Genomic DNA, 206 nt, shown 5'->3' with positions numbered 1-206 from the left:
GAGGAGCTTTGCGAGCTTCCTCAGGTTCTGAGCGGCGGCTGCGAGGTGGAACTCGTCTCTTGCTTCGTTCGGCCCTCGCAGCCGGAGGCGGTCCAGCTTCAGGATACGCTTGAGGTGGGCAAACAGCATCTCAACCTTCTTGCGCTCGCGCCGCGAGGTTTTGCCTTCCTCGGAGCGCGCGATGTCGCGGGCCATGTCCCGCGCGC

The 206-nt window shown here is 65.0% G+C and carries 1 protein-coding gene; it reads right to left on the bottom strand.

The window, feature by feature from the left end:
- On the bottom strand, nucleotides 1-206 hold a 206-nt coding region (locus MKK67_RS32915; protein ID WP_243964901.1), incomplete at both ends, for a transposase.

It is taken from the genome of Methylobacterium sp. J-072 (assembly GCF_022829425.1).
In the GTDB taxonomy this organism is placed as follows: Bacteria; Pseudomonadota; Alphaproteobacteria; order Rhizobiales; family Beijerinckiaceae; genus Methylobacterium.
The sequence above is the reverse complement of the archived record's forward strand: the minus strand, read 5'-3'. Positions and strand labels throughout refer to the sequence as shown.